18 protein-coding genes and 1 pseudogene are annotated in these 16,505 nt (G+C 35.3%); 12 read left to right on the top strand and 7 right to left on the bottom strand.

The genetic code is table 11. The features are described 5' to 3' along the window. Nucleotides 1-251: 251 nt before the first annotated feature. From AC3ISB_RS16665 to AC3ISB_RS16655, 3 genes are all read right to left on the bottom strand, one after another. The gene (locus AC3ISB_RS16665) at nucleotides 252-545 is read right to left on the bottom strand and encodes a putative quinol monooxygenase (RefSeq protein WP_056529674.1); all 294 of its coding nucleotides are present in this window, start codon (nucleotides 543-545) and stop codon (nucleotides 252-254) included. A 102-nt stretch (nucleotides 546-647) separates the two neighbouring features. Continuing rightward, on the bottom strand, nucleotides 648-1,289 hold the full coding sequence (locus AC3ISB_RS16660) for a nitroreductase family protein (protein WP_056529677.1): 642 nt from the start codon (nucleotides 1,287-1,289) through the stop codon (nucleotides 648-650). Nucleotides 1,290-1,366: 77 nt separating this feature from the next. Further along, a complete protein-coding gene (locus tag AC3ISB_RS16655) occupies nucleotides 1,367-1,795 on the bottom strand; it encodes a MarR family winged helix-turn-helix transcriptional regulator (protein ID WP_056529680.1) in 429 nt (142 codons plus the stop codon). A gap of 452 nt (nucleotides 1,796-2,247) precedes the next feature. Between AC3ISB_RS16655 and AC3ISB_RS16650 the strand changes: the two genes are divergently transcribed. The 9 genes from AC3ISB_RS16650 (at nucleotide 2,248) to AC3ISB_RS16610 (ending at nucleotide 8,863) form a co-directional block, all read left to right on the top strand. Continuing rightward, nucleotides 2,248-2,799: a Type 1 glutamine amidotransferase-like domain-containing protein gene (locus AC3ISB_RS16650; protein ID WP_489273734.1), complete on the top strand. Its 552-nt coding sequence runs from the start codon at nucleotides 2,248-2,250 to the stop codon at nucleotides 2,797-2,799. 115 nt (nucleotides 2,800-2,914) lie between these two features. Then, a complete protein-coding gene (locus AC3ISB_RS16645; RefSeq protein WP_353617943.1) occupies nucleotides 2,915-3,286 on the top strand; it encodes an NUDIX hydrolase in 372 nt (123 codons plus the stop codon). 206 nt (nucleotides 3,287-3,492) lie between these two features. Beyond that, the gene (locus tag AC3ISB_RS16640; protein ID WP_430100381.1) at nucleotides 3,493-4,038 is read left to right on the top strand and encodes a GrpB family protein; all 546 of its coding nucleotides are present in this window, start codon (nucleotides 3,493-3,495) and stop codon (nucleotides 4,036-4,038) included. 281 nt (nucleotides 4,039-4,319) lie between these two features. Further along, nucleotides 4,320-4,481, top strand: coding sequence for a hypothetical protein (locus AC3ISB_RS16635; RefSeq protein WP_489273733.1), 162 nt, complete (start codon nucleotides 4,320-4,322; stop codon nucleotides 4,479-4,481). A 276-nt stretch (nucleotides 4,482-4,757) separates the two neighbouring features. Next, the gene (locus tag AC3ISB_RS16630) at nucleotides 4,758-4,916 is read left to right on the top strand and encodes a hypothetical protein (protein WP_157443972.1); all 159 of its coding nucleotides are present in this window, start codon (nucleotides 4,758-4,760) and stop codon (nucleotides 4,914-4,916) included. Between the two features lie 348 nt (nucleotides 4,917-5,264). Next, on the top strand, nucleotides 5,265-6,806 hold the full coding sequence (locus AC3ISB_RS16625; protein ID WP_489273732.1) for a multicopper oxidase family protein: 1,542 nt from the start codon (nucleotides 5,265-5,267) through the stop codon (nucleotides 6,804-6,806). Nucleotides 6,807-7,245: 439 nt separating this feature from the next. Next, entirely contained in the window at nucleotides 7,246-7,419 is a 174-nt protein-coding gene (locus AC3ISB_RS16620) for a hypothetical protein (protein ID WP_181762315.1), read from the top strand. Between the two features lie 406 nt (nucleotides 7,420-7,825). Next, nucleotides 7,826-8,350, top strand: a complete 525-nt coding sequence (locus AC3ISB_RS16615) for a TetR/AcrR family transcriptional regulator (protein ID WP_141994627.1) — start codon at nucleotides 7,826-7,828, stop codon at nucleotides 8,348-8,350. A 90-nt stretch (nucleotides 8,351-8,440) separates the two neighbouring features. Further along, complete coding sequence (locus AC3ISB_RS16610; protein ID WP_141994628.1) at nucleotides 8,441-8,863, top strand: DUF3995 domain-containing protein; 423 nt, start codon at nucleotides 8,441-8,443, stop codon at nucleotides 8,861-8,863. Nucleotides 8,864-9,591: 728 nt separating this feature from the next. Here AC3ISB_RS16610 and AC3ISB_RS16605 read toward each other — a convergent pair. The 3 genes from AC3ISB_RS16605 to AC3ISB_RS16595 form a co-directional block, all read right to left on the bottom strand. Further along, nucleotides 9,592-10,047: a YfmQ family protein gene (locus AC3ISB_RS16605; protein ID WP_480339400.1), complete on the bottom strand. Its 456-nt coding sequence runs from the start codon at nucleotides 10,045-10,047 to the stop codon at nucleotides 9,592-9,594. Between the two features lie 189 nt (nucleotides 10,048-10,236). Then, a complete protein-coding gene (locus AC3ISB_RS16600; protein ID WP_480339401.1) occupies nucleotides 10,237-10,734 on the bottom strand; it encodes a DinB family protein in 498 nt (165 codons plus the stop codon). A gap of 241 nt (nucleotides 10,735-10,975) precedes the next feature. Beyond that, a complete protein-coding gene (locus AC3ISB_RS16595) occupies nucleotides 10,976-11,944 on the bottom strand; it encodes an aldo/keto reductase (protein ID WP_480339402.1) in 969 nt (322 codons plus the stop codon). A gap of 150 nt (nucleotides 11,945-12,094) precedes the next feature. On the opposite strand from AC3ISB_RS16595, the gene AC3ISB_RS16590 reads away from it, so the two are divergent. From AC3ISB_RS16590 to AC3ISB_RS16580, 3 genes and pseudogenes are all read left to right on the top strand, one after another. Continuing rightward, entirely contained in the window at nucleotides 12,095-12,760 is a 666-nt protein-coding gene (locus tag AC3ISB_RS16590; protein WP_480339403.1) for a TetR/AcrR family transcriptional regulator, read from the top strand. Nucleotides 12,761-13,333: 573 nt separating this feature from the next. Continuing rightward, nucleotides 13,334-13,600 (top strand): winged helix-turn-helix transcriptional regulator, encoded by a 267-nt coding sequence (locus AC3ISB_RS16585; protein ID WP_489276953.1) that lies wholly within the window; start codon nucleotides 13,334-13,336, stop codon nucleotides 13,598-13,600. Nucleotides 13,601-13,855: 255 nt separating this feature from the next. Next, nucleotides 13,856-14,355 (top strand): annotated as a pseudogene (locus AC3ISB_RS16580) (DinB family protein). 674 nt (nucleotides 14,356-15,029) lie between these two features. Here AC3ISB_RS16580 and AC3ISB_RS16575 read toward each other — a convergent pair. Further along, nucleotides 15,030-16,304, bottom strand: a complete 1,275-nt coding sequence (locus AC3ISB_RS16575) for an IS110 family RNA-guided transposase (RefSeq protein ID WP_489273731.1) — start codon at nucleotides 16,302-16,304, stop codon at nucleotides 15,030-15,032. Between the last annotated feature and the right edge of the window lie 201 nt (nucleotides 16,305-16,505).

Genomic DNA, 16,505 nt, shown 5'->3' with positions numbered 1-16,505 from the left:
CGAGTATTCGTGAGCATTATCTATTAAACTGAGGGAGTTCATTAAGAAGAATAAGTAAAAAAAGTCGATTCCTTAACGTAGAGGAGATCGACTTTTTAGGTTAATTGTCACACAGATTATGTACGCCAAATAAGCGCGTGATGTTCGAGAAAATGGAATGGAAATAAACAAGAGTTGCAGCTTGTTTTACCGAAGCAGCAACTCTTTGTTTTATAAGATGGGATATAGGAAATCCCATACATTTTAACTCATTATTTTAATGGTTGTCCTTCAAATGCGTTAACATTTAAAGGTGAAGAAAGGAATTCTTTAGCTTTACCAACAAACGAGGTGAAGTGCTCACTTGAATTATGGCTTGCAACCGCTAGATGATCTTGCCAAACTTCAACCATTGTAAATTCATTGTCTTTTTCTGTAGCTTTGTGAAGAGTGTAAGAAACATTTCCACTTTCCGCTCTTGAAGCTACGATTAGCGGTTGAATCTCCTCTAGAAATGCATCTTGTTTTGCTGGATTAATATTAAATACGGCATGAATGATAATCATTAAACGTCATCCTCTCTTTTGTTAAGCATAATAAACTTAATATATAATTAAAGTAAAAATAACATACTCGGTTGAAATTTAATGAATGGATTCTTTATTACATTACTTCCATTGTGCGACTTTATCAATTGGAAGACGAACTGATTGATGGCCATTATCTGCTGCTTTACCGATTGAAATTAGCATAACTGGTACGTATCGATCTTTATCTAATCCAAAAGCTTCTGCGATTTGGTCTTTTTCATAGCCACCGATTGGATTTGTATCATAGCCATAAGCACGAGCCGCAAGCATTAGTTGCATGGATACAAGACCACCATCAACTAGAACGACCTCTTTCATTTCTTCACTAGTGATTTTTTCGAAATATCCAGCAAATGAGGCTAATATGTTTTCTTTTACTTCTAAAGGCATAAGCCCTAAATCTACAGCTTTACCGTAGATTTCTTCGCCGTTATCAAAATTGTTCATATCACCAAATACGGCAATTACTGCGGAAGATGTTTCGACTTGATTTTGGTTAAAGCGAGCAAGAGGTGCAAGTGTTGCTTTTCCCTCAGGACTATCAATTACAAGGAAGCGCCATGGTTGCATATTAACTGAAGAAGGAGCAAGTGTCGCTAAGGTAAGTATTTCCTCCATTTCTTCCCTACTGATTTTTACGGATTTGTCGTAATTTTTTATGGAGCGGCGTCCAGTGACAATTTCTTTGAAATCATTTGTTAATTGTGCTGTAGTAGTCATAGTTGATAGTCTCCTCTTTTTAACTTTAGTAGTTTAATTTATAGTTATTCTCATTTCAAATTGTAACGAATCAAGTGTTAGACTTGGCTTATATTTTTTTGAATGCGTGTCAGCATATCTGTTAACTCTTGACGTTCTTCTTCTTTAAAATCTTTAAGCATCAAAGTGACAAAACGAGCCTTTTCAGCTTGGTAGAGAATAATTTGTTTGCGACCATGATCTGAAAGACAGACAAGAGTAAATCGATTATCCTCCGGATCTTTGCGTCTTAAAATCATCCCAGTCGCTTCAAGTTGTTTTAAATGCCGGGTAATCGCTGCACCGTCAATGTTAACCTCTTTTTGAAGTGCTGTTTGACTAATTTCATCAACTTGATAAAGCTGATATAAGATATCATGTCTTGATTGACTAATGCCCGTACAACTTTCAAATTTTGAACTTATCTGTTTGTTAAGGCAGTTCATTATATATAAAATAAAAGATTCATTAGAACATGAATTCGTCAAGAAACACCCTCTTTTCATACGTTAGACAAAATAATTGATAGCTCAATAGTTGATGTGTCAATTAATATACTATACCCTAAATAATAAAGCAAGTATTTTAGTACTGCAACTTTTGCTTAAATATGATCTAGACCAAAATGTTGCTCTATCTCCTTTTTGATTAGGCAATCTTTTCAAGAAAGCTCAGTAAACCTTTAGAGCTTTTAGCCAAGGTATAAGTATGATAAAACTGCCCTTAAATAAGGTGGAAAAGTTCATCTGATAGTCGTAGACCAAGACTATTCTTCGATTTATGTGCCATAATACAGAAAGTGAAGGAGCGAATGCTCCATCCTTTTCTGTATGCTACTTCAATCAATTAAATTTCATTGAGTACGATGCCTGTAAATGATATTCAAGTTCTTTGTCAGTTAGCTGAAGATCGGAGCTGTCTTTAAGGAAGCTTTTTCTTTATGCAACTAATTGATGGAGGTTTGAGTAATCAAAAAGCAACAATAATTACTACTGCTTCTCATAAAAAACAAAATAATAGATTCGCAATGAAAGCAAAAGAAGACCTCTTAGGGTTTGGATTTAAGAAGGTTGATTTTAATGATATAGAATTCGACAAACCAGAACTGCTTGAGAAATATAATGTAATCTATATCAACGGAGGAAATCCGTTTTATTTGCTGTATCATATGAAAAAAAGTGGAGCTGACTTAATATTAAAGGACATAGCAAAACAAAACACTATAATTGTAGGGGTAAGTGCTGGAGCGATTATTCTTGGACCAAACATTGAAGTGGTCAATTATTTTACACCTCAGATAAATACAGTAGATATGCAGGATTTAACAGCACTAGGATTAACTAATAAAGCTATTTTCCCTCATTATGATAGGGAAGATTTGTTTCTAAATAACTCTGGCAGGTCAATAGAAGATAGGTTGAAAGTGTTCGAAAATATAAATAAATGTTCTGTTGTTAGACTCAAGGATGACGAATCTGTACTTATACAATAAAAATGTCTATTCAATTAACAGGTGCTTTAGCTGTAGATCGGAGCTGTCTTTAAGGCAGTTTTTTTAAAGGGGCAGGTTAATTAAATAAAGTGCATGCGATAAGGGAGGATAATGTATGAGAGATAGAGGTTCGGTTGTGCTTGTAGAAAATAACAAGGTTGGACTGATTAAAAGAAATAGGGACGGTTCTGTTTACTATGTTTTTCCTGGTGGTGGAATTGAAGAAGGTGAAAATCCTGAAACAGGGGCAAAAAGAGAAGCCTTTGAGGAATTAGGTGTAAAAGTCAACGTTAATGAGTGCTTTGCAAAGGTTGAGTTTAACGGTACACAATACTTTTTCTTAGCTGAAATTATCGAAGGAACTTTTGGTACTGGACAAAGTGAAGAATACACCAATGAAAATAGAGATAGAGGTACATATTTGCCAATGTGGGTAGATATGAAAAACTATCACTCCTTGACGTTAAACCGAAAGAAGTTGCTTTAAAAGTACAATCCATTTTCAACTAACATGTTCTCAATAAGGAAGGTTGCGGTTGCAGCCTTTTTCTTATAGAACTATAGGGTGCGTTAGCTGAAGAGCGGTGCTGTCTTTAAGGCAGCTTTTTCTTTTATCGAGGCAGGTTTGTAAAAGAATGCAGGCACAAAGATTTTTCTGAAACTGAAAAAATTAAAATCTTGAGGGAGAGTAAAATGAAAGATATTCATGATGAAAGCACATGGCCCGTTTGGGCTAATGAGACAATAGACATTGTCGAACCAAATCCCAAGTGGGTAGAAAAAGGTAATCAGGAAAAAGCACTTCTTCTTAATCTTCTTTCAACTTTCGGCATAACGGAAATTCAACATTATGGAAGTACATCTATTCCAAATTTACCAGCTAAACCAATCATTGATTTAATGGCTAAAATTGATTCATTTCAAAAAATAAAAGAAATATCTTCATTGTTAGCTAATCACGACTGGAATTATGTACCACCTAACATAGACAATCGACCTTGGCAAAGATTTTTTGTGAAAGTAATTAACGACAAACGAGTAGTACATTTACATATTTTACTTGAGGGAGAAGAACGGTGGGATAATCAGCTACTTTTTCGTGATTTATTACGGAATAATCAGCAGTTTATTGATGAATACGCTATTCTTAAAAGAAATTTAGCAAAAAAATATAGCAATGATCGTGAAGCGTACACTAAAGAAAAAACAGAATTTATCAATTATGTTCTTAAATCTTAGTTGCGAACTAATATAAGTTTGTGAAGAAATGTACTTAAACTAACGGGTGCGTTAGCTGAAGATCGGAGCCGTCTTTAAGGCAGCTCTTTTCTTATGGAACTAAAGGGGCAGTTTAGTTCAACAACAAAGGGAAGTTTCCTTGAAGGGAACCGTTATTCTATTTACTTAGATTTTAATGATGAACCTTATTAATTCCTTTTTGGAATAAAGAACAATAAAATCTTAAATGGTAAAATGAATTTATTGAAAATTGCAATAAACACAGGGAAGGGGAATCACGTTTGGATACAAAAATGGCTCGAAATCGTGCTGAATTTTCTGGAAAGTTAACAAATGTAATAGATTCCAGAACGTTAACAAACTCACACAAAAGGCTTGCAGAAATTATTACGGAAGGCATGGCAATTCTTGATGGAAATCGATTTTTCGATAAGTGTATTTGAGACGCTTTAAAGGCTTGATGACAGGGTAGCTGTTCTAGTCCATAGGATTACTACCAATAAAAGTAAATTGATTCTATAAATTTGTGAAGTATTGGTGATAACTCCCTAAAATTCAAAAGGTGTTCTAAAAATACCAATCAACGAAGTTTATTGGGAACTTTTTCAGTTCCTTTGTAATATTCTTCGAATAATGACCTGCTCTGAGGGTAATCTAACTATTGGTGATATTTCATTTTGTTGAAATTTCATTATCACATTAATAGGAGGAAAATATTAATGACACAACATCAACACTCTCACAAAACAGGTGAATCAGTTATGGAAACAGGTCACTATATTGACGCGGATGGTGATCATGTTGAATTAACAGCAGGACAAAAATTTCCTAGTTGCCCTTCTTCAGGACAATCTACAAGTTGGAAACATGAACAATAAAAAATCGTTTTAAATAAAAAGACAGCTTACGATAAAGTAAGTCTGTCTTTTTATGTAGATAGAAATACATAGAAATATAAATAAACAAAGATTAGTCCTAATGACATTTTTCTCATTTCATCTCTTACTCTTAACTCACTCTCTCCTACTTCCCCTCACACTCACTTATACTCGGGGTTTGTGTAGTAACGGAATGTATTTGATTAGGGATATTTTCAGAATACTTTTTGAATTCTACGGATTTTTCATCAACAATTCTCCAAATTTATAATTTATTTTATTAATTCCATAATTTTTGCATATTTTTTTGTTACAGTTTTTTTGTAATAAACAGAGGGAGGAAGTAAGATGAAATCGAAATTATGGACTTTTACATTATTAATAAGTGCAGCCATCATTGGCGGCTGTAGTGCAAGTGGTTCAGATTCTGATGGAAATGCAATGGACAATTCCAACATGACCGAAGAAGAAATGGCCGATATGGAAGGCATGGATCATTCCAACATTACTGAAGAAGATATGGCTAATATGGAAGGTATGGATATGGAAAATGGCGATGCAAGTCATACAAATCAATTAGCATTAAATAACTCTACTGGAGAAAATGAACTTGCACTTCCGCCATTAGTTGAACCAAAGGATGGAATTGTTGATATTACTGCTCAACAAGGAACAACTGAAATATTTAAAGGAGTTCAAACAGAAACATTAGGATATAATGGTTCATTCTTAGGACCGGTTATTCGTATAAATAAAGGTGAAAAAGTAACATTTAGAACAGGGAATGAGATGTCGGAACCAACAACGTTTCACTGGCATGGAGTCGAGATACCTGGAGAAGGCGATGGTGGACCACATCAAGTAATACAACCTGGTAAAGCTAAAGATGTTGAATTTACAGTAAATCAAGGTGCTGCGACATTATGGTTCCATCCACATCCAGTAGGTGCCACTGCAGAACAAGTATATAAAGGTTTAGCAGGTTTCATTTATGTAGAGGATGAAAATTCTAAAAAACTTAGGTTACCCGATGAATATGGGGTAAACGATTTTCCAGTAGTATTCCAAGATAGACAATTTACTGAGGAAAAACAATTCGATTACCAAGCTGTTCTTAATGAAGATGGTACAATTGGAGATACATTATTAATTAATGGTACGTTGAATCCAAAACTTACCGTTGGGAAAGAAAAAGTTCGTTTACGTTTATTGAACGGCTCAAATGCGCGTAACTATACTTTTAAATTAAATACAGGAGATTCATTCCAACAAATTGCAACGGATGGTGGTTTGGTGAATGAACCAAATGAGATGAATGAAATTACATTAACTCCAGGTGAAAGAGCAGAAATTATTGTAGATTTTTCAAAATATAATGCAGAAAGTGACATTGCTCTTGTAAATGAAGAGGATACAATTTTATTACCATTCAAAATCGAAGGACAAAAAACAAACTCAATTGAGATTCCGGAAACATTAAATGATTATGTTGTTACAGAAGAGGAAAAAAATCTACCTGTTACGAAAAAGCTGGAGCTATTCGGTATGGGAAAAATGGTATATATTAATGGAAAACAATTTGATATGAACCGTATTGATTTCACGCAAAAACAAGGTGAAACAGAAATTTGGGAAATATATAACAAGCCTGATAAGATGGGTGGTATGACTCATCCATTCCATATTCATGGTACACAATTCAAAATTGTTTCAATCGATGGAAAAGAACCACCAATAAGTCAACAAGGATGGAAGGATTCCATTGGAGTTGAAGCTGGACAAACAGTAAAATTGGCAGTGGAATTCAATAATAAAGGTGTCTATATGTTCCACTGTCATATTCTTGAACATGAAGAAAATGGTATGATGGGTCAAGTTGAAGTTATTTAATTAAACAAACCCCTCTAATTAAATATAGATTAATCTCCAAGCATTCGAGTTGGAGATTTTTTATAAATGATATGCTTATCTTTAACTGATATGAACGAAACTGTCAACCCACCACACCCAAATGGTTTTAAATGGGGTTTCATTCAGAAATGGATACAATCCTAAAAGTTGAAAAGGAAAACCTTAAAGACTTGGCACGAAGGCAAAAATGCTGACGGTGGTATACAAACTGATATGCGTGGGTTGGCTACCACATTTCATTCCATCCGTCACGGAGCTGCTGATCAGCGGCAGGTTAGTTCAACAAGCGTAGTGTATACGAACTGTGCATATTTAGATTTATTAACTTATCGATTTCCTCTCTTTCAAAAGTTGAATAAAAAGCACTTTCTATTCAACTTTTCTAGAAATATAATTAAACGGAAAGGAGGCAATAAGAATGAAACATAATTCTATGCACCAATGGCATAAAGAGCATAATAAACGGGTAACAGAATTTCACAAAAAACACGCTGCTCAAGTAGCTAATGGAGAAAACGGAAACGGTTGGTTAGCCAAGCTCGAAACGTCTTTTTTTAATAAAGTACTTGTTCCTCTTAAAGTTGTGAAATAACATCTTTTTTTCTGCTCCTGTTCTTTGAGGAGCAGTTATTTTTTGATTTTATGTAAATACTTTGTGACACAGTATGTGTCAACTCTGCAATAAGTCTTATAGAACTAACGGGTGCGTTAGTTGCGTAAGGAACACAAAAATGATCAATCTTTTTTATAAGAATAATCCAATTAATTAGTATAAAGGTATGTTTTGATCAATCTTTTTTCAAAACATGCCCTTTCTATTTATTCATATATCAAGGTTTCTTGTATTAATTTGATCAAACTTTGTTTCAAAGCTACAATTACGATCAAAAACAACATTAAAGTTCATAAAAATAATTAGAATGAATAATTGACAAAAAATGAGAATAGTAGTAATCTAACGTAAAACATACGCTACCGTATTTTACTGGAGAGATGACATGCAATTAACGAGGGAAGATTGGATAAAAGCAGGATTACAACAATTAGCTGTTGAAGGAATACATAAAGTTCGCATTGAAGCACTTGCTCGATTGCTAAAAATAAGCAAAGGGAGCTTCTATCACTATTTTCGTGACCATCAAGAGCTTTTAGATTCTATGCTCGACTATTGGGAAATACATGCAACAAAACTGATTGTTCAAAGTATGGAGCAACAGGATGCCTCATTAGAACAGCTATTACAGTTTAGTTTTAATCGAGATAAAAAAATGGAGATTGGCATTTATACTTGGGCTAAATATGATCCTGTTGTGGCAGCACGTTTAGTAGATATGGAAGAACAAAGAATTTCTTGTGTTGCAAAATTGTATCAAAAAATCGGTATAGACGAAAATGAATCAATTGATCGAGCGAGACTTGCCTATTTAACGTATGTAGGTTGGATGACAAGGTTTGAAGCAAATCCTAATTTTGATATTGATAAAATGGTTGAGTTTTTAATAAACGATAATAAATGTCCCTAATATGGTTATAAAACCTGAAGGGACAAAATTTTCACTATAACATACGGTAGTGTATGTTTTGTTTGAAGTTACGACATTGGGGGCGAATAAATGAAATTACTATTAATATTAGTAGCTGTAGGGCTCCTTTGGTTTATCAGTTTTTTGCATATTTATTGGGCTTTTGGAGGTCGATGGGGTTCTGCCGCTGTTCTCCCAGTAAAAGAGGGAGAGCATAAACCTGCTTTTACTCCGAGATTATGGGGAACATTATTCGTAGCCATTCTTATTCTAATGGCTAGTCTCATTATTGTTGTTCAAGGAGGTTATTTGCAGGGGTTCCAAGCAAATAGTTTTTCTAAAATCGGAAGTATTGTTTGTGCTTTAGTTTTCATTATTAGGGCAATTGGTGATTTTAAGTTTGTTGGATTTTTTAAAAAAATTAAACATTCTCAGTTTGCTAGATACGATACTTGGTTCTATAGTCCATTATGTTTATTCTTTTGCTTTGTCTATATCATTCTATTGTTTTAATATGAGTTATAGTTGTCGAGAATAAACTCTGATACTTTGAAAGTGATTGAACTTTTTTATAAAGACCAAACTTAAATATACTGAATAAGAATCTATTTTGATCGATCTTTTTTCAAAATAGATTCTTTTTATTTATCGTAAAATTTTGGTTTTCGAGATATATTTGATTAACCTTTATTTAAAAGCTACAATTACGGAATAGCAAAATTTCACAATATGAAAGTTGGAAGATTTGGTAGATATTCGTGATAATTTTACAGGGCAATGGGTAGAAGGAAAAAACAACACTTATAGGGGTATCGTCAGGGTAGAGTCAGGAAAATGCGCATTTACAACGCATTTTGATATAAGTCTTATTAGACATTATAAAGCCTAATTTAGAGGTACTTTGAATGTCTCTCAATAGTTTCTACTCTATTGAGATTGTGAAGGTTTCTACTTAAACTAACGGGTGCGTTAGCGTCATAAGAAGGCAGCCATTTGGCTGCCTTTTGAACGTGCGATTCTTTACATTATCATACATTCAAATCAAGTAAAAAAAAATTCCCTTGTTCAGCTAAAGTGTGCGTCGTACTAGAAAAGGGTCATTGATTATCAAGACCGCGATCTATATGAGCGAGCAAAAAATGAAGGCATCCTCATAAGAGAAGAAGAAGTCGTGTCAGAAAATAAATAATTCCCTATCAAAAAACCACACATCATGGTGTGGTTTTTCATTTTTCTTCCTTTTATGCTTCTTTTACATCCATTCCTTTCATCATCGAACGGTCTTGGAGGCTTTCGGAACGCATGCTATATGCCACAAGCTTCTTCTTGTCCTGTTTTACGACATCCACATGGTCGCCGTACACGAACACCAATAACCGAATATCCTTTTTGCCTTTTTTCGTATCGATGACCAATGGCTTCACACCGCTCTTTGGCTGTAAAAACAAGGAATCGTTTCCAGGAAATATATGATTTTTCTTCAAAACCATCGCGTGGTTAACATCCTGAATCACTTGGTACTTCTCTTCCCCTTCCAATCGTTTTCCGTCCATCGTGATCACGGTATTCCCGTCACTAAGTGTTGGATGCATCTTAAATTTATTCAAAAGCCAATTGACGACATCGGTTGGAAGGCAGGTAACAACTAGTTTAAATATCGTTAAAATAATGGTCAAAATTAAAACGGGTCCTGTCATTTTTTCATCATCTCCGTATGTTATAAATGCCTCATTATAAACAGCTGCCTCTATATTACCAAAAGAATGGACATTTTTTCTTCGAAAATATGTCCATTCTCGTAACGTTTTCCTTTTGGGCCGTGCGATATAAACTAACGGACAGGGGTTGCTTCCGCAAAGGAAAGGGGGTTCAACACATAACCTTGTTTAGACCGGATATCCGCCTGTTGGCGGTGGCCAAGCACTAAATAATCTGCGAATCAGTACAATTTCTCCTAAATGGTAGGAGTTGTGTGATGCAATATTGCGTAGCACACCGCCTGGGGTTTCACCAGGCCAGCTCTCCAATGGTTTGTCCAATTGAACAGTTTGGGCAATCGTGCATGCCTGTTCAATCCCTTGAAGAAAATACTGAATCGTCTGTTTCCACTCTTCCTCACTACCAGGACATTCTTCTTCAGGCCAGCTCTCTCTCACATGGGCAGGCAGTGCAGGTTTTTTGTCCTGAGCGGCTAATAAGAGAAAACCTTGCCAATAGGTCATATGTTTCACTAATTGATAAATAGAATAAGGCAGTTCCTCTCTGTATTTTCCCGCAAGAGCCATGTCTATATCCGACAAAGCATTCTTGATAGGAAGATGTCCTCGTTCTCCCCTTAACGATTTTACTAATGCCTCGCTAAACGCTTTATTTGATTGCTCCATAATATTCGACTCCCATCATGTTTTATTTTCTAATTTGCTCATTTTATTGTTCCGTTTCTTTTATGAACATTACGAGAAAAAAATATCAAGAATCACCGGCTTCTTAGCCGTACACTCTTCTTTTTTGTTCGTATCAAGCCTATAGCCTTTTTCTTATATCTATCATAAAAGAAAAAGGCTATGTTTTAAATTATTCTACTATTTATTAATTCAACGCCATACGTTTATATCATTACCAATCTTAATATCGATTACCAATCGTACCACCAATTGGCGCAATCGTATTTAAATATGCTAGTTCTTCTTTTGTTAAAGTAACTTCAAGAGCTGCTGCATTTTGTTCCAAATATTTCACTCGCTTTGTACCCGGAATTGGTACGATTCCTTCGCCTTGTGCAACAACCCAAGCAAGTGCTAATTGTGCAGGCGTGCATTCTTTCTTAAGCGCAAGCTGTTTAATTCCTTCGACAATTTTCATATTAGAAGCAAATGCTTCTTCTGAAAAACGTGGATTATAATATCTCCAATCATCAGACGTTAATTGATCACGGCTTGTTATATTACCTGTTAAAAATCCACGACCAAGTGGACTATACGGAACAAATCCAACGCCTAATTCACGACAAGCCTGTAAAATATCTTTTTCTGGGTCGCGAGACCAAAGGGAATATTCTGTTTGAACAGCTGAAATTGGATGAATTGCATGAGCTGTTTTTAATTGTTCACCCGTTACTTCAGATAGTCCAATATAACGCACTTTTCCTTCTTGCACTAACTCTGCCATCGCCCCTACAGTTTCTTCAATTGGTGTATTTGGGTCAACGCGATGTAAATAATATAAGTCGATGTAGTCTGTTCCTAATCTTCTTAAACTTGCTTCACATGCTTCTTTTACATATTGAGGAGAACCGTTATATCCTAGTTGCTGCGTTTCATTTCGTAGCGATCCAAACTTCGTTGCAATTTTCACATCATGCCGAACTCCTTGTAACGCTTTCCCTACTAGTTTTTCATTTGTTCCGATTCCCTCTTCATCATACCCATAAATATCCGCTGTATCGAACATTGTAATTCCAAGTTCAAGAGCACGATGAATTGTTTTTATCGCCTCTGTCTCATCTGTTTGACCGTAAAATTCAGACATCCCCATACAACCTAATCCGATTTCCGCTACTTCTAAACCTTGTGAACCTAGTTGCTTCTTTTTCATAAGTTCGCCTTCTTTCAAAAGTTGATATAAAAAGAGAATATCATACACATAAAAATAAGTAAACTATTTTTACGTTTTTAGTTTAATTAGTTCAATTTGTATAAAATCATAAATTAACTTATAATAAAATGAATCGCAAGGAGGGTTGTTATGTTAAATAACAATATTGATAATCAAGCGGAAATGAGAAAAAAGCTCATTTTTAAATTATTACCAATCGTAAAAAAACAAGGTATAAGCCCGTTACGAACAGATGATATTGCTCGTTATATGGATATTAGCAAAGCAACTATGTACAAATATTTCTCATCAAAAGATGAGATTATCCAATACATCGTCAAGATTTATGCCGAATATATTACTAGTATTGACCAAACCATTTTTGAAGAAACAGTCCCATTCGGGGAGCGATTTCAAAAAACATTTGAGCAGTCATTACTCATTGCCTTTTATATATCTGATACCTTAATATTAGATTTAAAACATAGTGCTCCTGCGCTATATGAGCAAATCATTCAAGCTCAAAACGAACGGAATAATAAATTAAAAAATTTCTATGAAGAACATATAAAAAAAGAAGTGTTCAACGCTATAAACCCTGCACTTATCCTTATCCAAGATGATGTACTACTGCGGAAGCTCTTTGAACCTACAATTTTAATTCAAAACAATATGACTTTATATCAAGCACTTTTTGATTATTACATTCTAAAAAAGCAACAAGTCATTCACCATACATATAAGGACGAGATAGATGATTCGAAAATGGAATCCACAATACAGTATATTGTTCAAAAAGTATCGAATTATATATAGACAGGATGCCAACTAACACTTTTTTTACATCCATTTCTTTCAACATTTAAAGACCTTATAGGGGGCTATCAAGCTAATACAACAAAATATCCCCTAAAATGAAAAATTCGCTATTCTTTCTATAAGAATCATAAGAAAGGGTAGCGTTTTTGTATGTTACTTTCTGTGTCTAATCCTGGAAGGATGGGGCTAGATAGTTTATTACAAGAAATAGAAAAGCTCCGAATTGTACGGAATATACAGCTTTCACCAGGTTTATTTTATGGTGTTCCGCCTAAGATAATCGGAACGTACAAAATCCGTATGCATTCAAATTAAATATGAAGGAGCGTCTAACAATTCAAAGATCTTCTTAAAGTTTTTCACATGAAAAGAAACTTCCTTACAAATAAATAGGAAGTTTCTTTTCATTAAATGGATATTCGCGTTTTGTAGGCAGAATCCCGTATAGTGAACTTATCAATTTATCTTAGCTTAATAGTAATGAGATTGATCAGATAAATTATTTTTATGCTTGTTGTCTTGTTTGCGCCAGTACAACTTCTCGAATATATACACTTTGAGGTTGATTAAATACAAAGTAAAAAACGATTTGGAGAGCTTCAAAGATATATTGAGGATATTTCACATAAAACACTATCAAGACAATTAAGGGAATTAGAAAAGGATGGATTAATTATAAAAACTGTTTATCCAGAAGTTCCTCCTCGAGTAGAATATTCCCTAACTAAAAAAGGATTATCCCTTATTCCTTTACTCAATATGAATTGTGAATGGGGACTTACTCATATAAAAAGAGAACATTTAGAACGTGTGTTATGTGTGTATAAAGAGGAGTAAATAAACAACCGATTCCTTGTTCATTAAAGAATCGGTTGTTTTGTGTCTAAACGTACGATTTCCCCAAAATGGTATTGTGACTAATAGATTTTTTAATGTCTACTAATGTTTATTGGAATTATTCGGTTCCGTTGCTACGCAGACCACAGTAATGGAATGGGTAGTTTCGTGTGCATAAGATAAGTAATAATATTTAAAGGAATAATTCATTCTGATAAAGAATATTAAAAAACGTGATGATAAGGAGGCGATTGTATGGCAAGTCATGTAGAAAATCTATATAACTATCATGTATGGGCAAATCAACGGATTATTGATCATCTTAAGACACTTTCTCCTGAGAAATATCAAAAGGAAATGAAAAGTGTCTTTTCTTCTGTTTCAAAGGTTTTATCTCATCTCTATTTGGTGGAATATGGATGGCTTAATACCTCGAGGGTCAAAGTATGAATGAAGCAATGCAATCTTCATTTCAAATTCAAGAAAAAATTGAGAAACTGCCCATTGAAGACTTAGAAACGGAATTTCACACTTTAACATCTCGGTTTAAATCCTTTTTGAACAGAAAGGAAGATATGGAAAAGAGAATAATGTTGGATAATCCATGGGCAGGATTAAGAGAAACAAGTATATCTGAAATGGTCTTACACGTTGTGAATCATGGAACCTATCATAGAGGGAATATTTCAGCTATGTTACATCAGTTGGGTGATTCTTCAGTTATGACTGATTATGCTTTTTATTGGTATTCTTGAAATGTTATTCATTATAAATAGGCAAGAGAAGAGTAATCCATTTTTTCTTCAAAAAGGTGACGTTAGTTGAGGATCGAGAGATGTTTACACAGATCTTTCTTTGAGCTAACGAATAACTTTAATCAAACAATTGTTGATCCAAAGTAATCTCACTCTTCTACGATATTTAACATTACCAGCAAGAATAAGTTAATTGCCTCCACAATACCGGCTAATATGAGCTTCTTGTTTATTCAAGAAAAGGGCGCGATTCTTTAATAAGAATCGCTTTTCTTAATGAACTCCCTCAGTTTAATAGATAATGCTCACGAATACTCGCTTATTCGCAGGATTTCAAACCACATGGTATAGGTTGCTTTAGATGAACGAAAGAGATAGGACCGTTTTGATAAGATGAGGGCAGATTGAAATAGGGGATCTGTTGAAAATCCCATATTATTACATATACTGCACGCATTCTCCACGCTGCCCCTGGAGGCTTTCCCTCCCATGTCTCAACGGGTCATAATCCTATGCCCTTTCATTCCTTCGTCATGCCTATCCAAGGGGTGAAGGCCGGGTTTTGCTAACGGAACGGGTCATTGCCCTTTTGTTCATTACATCCAGTACTTCGTGCTTTCTTTGAAATCCTACGGATAAGCCAACTTTCGTTAAATAACAATGTGAATGTAAATTTACGCTGCTAGTTGTTCAAGTGGGAAGATCATTTCCGGTTTATAGGCAGAGCCATTACGAGCTATCCCTACTAGGACACGGGCTAGTTTTCCACAAAGTTTCATGATGGATTTCATTTTCTTAATCTTCTTCACTTTAACATTATTCGAGTGTAGGGCTTTAAACTCAGGGTTATTCATCACCAGACTCATGGTCGCAAGGAAGAGGTAACGCCGCAGGCGTGATCTTCCACGTTTGGAAAGAACAATTTGGCCTTTCCACTTCCCAGAACTTGCTTCAGCGAGATGCAATCCTGCATGACGAAGGAGCGCATTCCCGTGAGCGAACCCACTCAGATCTCCAGCTTCTCCTAAGATTCCCGCTAGTGAAATCTCGCTGATTCCTTTAATGGCAAGTAGTTGCTTAACGAATGGAATCTGTTCCAAGACTTTTGTGACTTCTTGCGTCACTCTTTCGAGTTGGAATGATGCGAGATCATATTCCTCTAATAACTGTCCCAAGTGAAGTTTATACGCATCAAGGGCTTGTTTTGTACCAATTGAACGCTTGGCCAATACAAGGAGGGAACGGGCTTTTTTATGCCCGGAATGTCGCTTCATACATGATTTCCAACCGGTTACGATATCTTGAGGCTGTAAGAAACATAATTCAGCTGGGGTAGGAAAGAGGCGTAGGGTTGCGATTGCCCCTTTACATGATACGTCTTTAAACACTTGCCGGAGCTCGGGAAAGACAACATCCACCCAGCGATTAATTTGGTTGATGGAGCTAACAAGACGCTTAACGATCACATCTCGGTTAGCCATAAGGACACGAAGTTTTTCAAATGATTCTGAAGTGGAACGAACGAAGGCATAGTAGCCATTCTTCACCATATCAGCGATGACAAGGGCATCTTTTTTATCACTTTTGGATTGCGTATTATCACGATTTTCTTTGTTTCTTTTGACATGGTGAGGATTGACGGTGACGACATCCATGTTTTGTTTGACTAGCCACTTTGAAAGGTTTATCCAATAATGTCCGGTAGGTTCCATTCCGACTATCGTTGTGTCTAAGTTTTTCATTTGTTTTAGTTCCTGGATCCAGTTTAGTAATCGAGTAAAACCCTCTTCGTTATTTTCAAAAGACAAGGGTTTCCCGACCACAATGCCCCGAAAGTTTACAGCACGGGCCACGTGTACGTGTTGGGCAATATCCACACCAACAACTAGATGTTGATCCGTAATTCTCTCAATTAGTTGATTTTGTTTGTTTTGCATTTTAAAATTCATAGTAGGGCTTCCTCCTTAAGACTTTGAGTTAGATTGGTCTCTATACTCGTATCTTACTGAGGGGCTCTATTTTTTTCAAACCTGATATTTAACGATCTACAGGAATGCTAACAGGTGCTTTACTTCCATAAGAGAGTTGCCTCAGCAGCTCTTTTTCTTATGGAGCTAACGGGGCAGGGGTGCGGAAGAAAATATGTGAAA

It is taken from the genome of Peribacillus sp. GL_122, from assembly GCF_057835005.1.
The sequence above is the reverse complement of the archived record's forward strand: the minus strand, read 5'-3'. Positions and strand labels throughout refer to the sequence as shown.